Raw genomic sequence first — 1650 nt, 5'->3', positions numbered from 1 at the left:
GGAGTGGGGCCTGCCGGTCACTCAGGGTTTCCTGATCATGATGGCCATCTGGGTCTGGTTGTTGCCACTGCATCGGTGGCTGGTGTTACGAGGAGAACGGTTATGTGGAAAAGTCTGATATCAGGTGTGGCGGCAGGCCTGCTTCTGCTGCCGGCGGCTCAGGCACTGGCCGAAAAGAGCGAGTACGAGATCATTGGCGCGGCCTATCATGCCGACAAGATAGAGCAGTTGCTGTACGAAGAGCGGTATACGCCGGTAGATGACAGCGGCAAAGGCGAAGTGCATTACGTGGACCCGGACGGAGAACGCATTGCCGAGAAAACCCTCGATTACTCCCACGGTGAAACCAGCCCGTCATTTGAGCTTCGGGATCTGCGCCAGGATCTGCACTGGAGTGCGCGCTGGAGTGATGATGAGGAACAGATCCGCTTGACGCGAGGTTCCCGGGAAGAACCGGAAAGTGAATCGGTGGAGGTCAAAAGCCGGCAGGTGATCGACGCCGGTTTCGATCCGTTCATTCAGAGTCATTGGGATCGTCTGATGGACGGGGAGCGGGTGACCTTCCACTTCGCCTTTCCCAACCGACTGACCAACGTCCGGCTGCGCGCCGAGCGCATTGACGCCGACGGCTCGCCCATCCAAAAGCATGAAGAGGACTGGGTGTATTTCCGTATCCGGGTGAACAGCGCTGTGCTGTCACTGTTCGCGGATAATCTGTACCTGGCATATGACCCTGAGGACACACGCCTGATGGTCTTTCGCGGTCGTTCCAATATTCCGGACGCCGATGGAGAGGGACGGGATGTAGAGATTCACTATCGGTACCCCTGAGGTGCCGATAACATCCAGGGTCACGATGGCCCTGGCGTAAACCCTTCGGGTTGTTTGCCCTGTAGCTCGTAGGCGAAGGCAATGATGTGAGCCACGGCCCGGTAGAGGCTCTCGGGAATTTCGTCGCCCAGCTCCAGGGTCACGAGAAGATTCACCAATTCTCGGTTATCGCACAGCGGTACCCCCTCAGCTTCGGCAATGGCCATGATCTCCCGCGCCACATCGCCCTGGCCCTTGGCGCTGACGTGGGGCGCGTGGGTGCCGTCATAAAACAGAGCCACCGCCTTTTCAATCTCGTCCGGGGTGAACCCGTTGTCCCCGTCGGTGCGCCTGTTCATGTTGTGATGTCCACCAGTGAATAGCGAATGTCCGTCATGGGCCGGGGTGGGGCGCCTGTGTGGCATTCCAACTGGGTCACTTCGATGCCTTCTTTTTCCAGCCGCTGCTGCAGGTCGTTCAGGCGCGCGCGTATGGTGTTGGCGGTCTGCTCCTGTTCCGCCCACAGCCGTGTCGCCACTTTCTGATCCCGTACCGTCACCTGAGCGTGCAGGGTGCCGGCATCCGGCAACTCAAAACTGAGTTGCACCTGCCACTGACGGATTTTTCCGCTGCGTTTTCCCGTCTCGTTTTTTTCCGGCTCCGGCTCGATTCGAAGCAGTAGCGGTTGGATCTCCTGTCCCAGGCGCATGGGCACTTCCAGGGTCAGAGTCTGGGGCGCAGGGCCGGCGTCCGCCGGGGCAAACTGTTGGGTCAGGGCCTGGCTCTGCTGAACCTGAATCCGGGCCAGGCTGTGCAGCGTCAGTTGATGAACCATCTGTA

At 59.5% G+C, this 1650-nt stretch carries 3 protein-coding genes; 1 reads left to right on the top strand and 2 read right to left on the bottom strand.

Going from position 1 to position 1650, the window contains the following annotated elements; genetic code table 11:
* The first annotated feature begins 102 nt into the window (after positions 1–102).
* Positions 103–831, top strand: a complete 729-nt coding sequence (locus tag B3187_RS08965; RefSeq protein ID WP_286805871.1) for a hypothetical protein — start codon at positions 103–105, stop codon at positions 829–831.
* Between the two features lie 20 nt (positions 832–851).
* Here B3187_RS08965 and B3187_RS08960 read toward each other — a convergent pair whose 3' ends face one another.
* Both B3187_RS08960 and B3187_RS08955 read right to left on the bottom strand, forming a co-directional pair.
* On the bottom strand, positions 852–1169 hold the full coding sequence (locus tag B3187_RS08960) for an EscU/YscU/HrcU family type III secretion system export apparatus switch protein (RefSeq protein ID WP_286805869.1): 318 nt from the start codon (positions 1167–1169) through the stop codon (positions 852–854).
* The coding region (locus tag B3187_RS08955) for a flagellar hook-length control protein FliK (RefSeq protein ID WP_286805868.1) at positions 1166–1650 on the bottom strand (485 nt) is incomplete at its 5' end. The genes B3187_RS08960 and B3187_RS08955, both read right to left, overlap by 4 nt.

The sequence above is a fragment of the Marinimicrobium sp. UBA4209 genome (genome assembly GCF_002381585.1).
GTDB classification, from domain to species: domain Bacteria; phylum Pseudomonadota; class Gammaproteobacteria; order Pseudomonadales; family Cellvibrionaceae; genus Marinimicrobium; species Marinimicrobium koreense.
The sequence above is the reverse complement of the archived record's forward strand: the minus strand, read 5'-3'. Positions and strand labels throughout refer to the sequence as shown.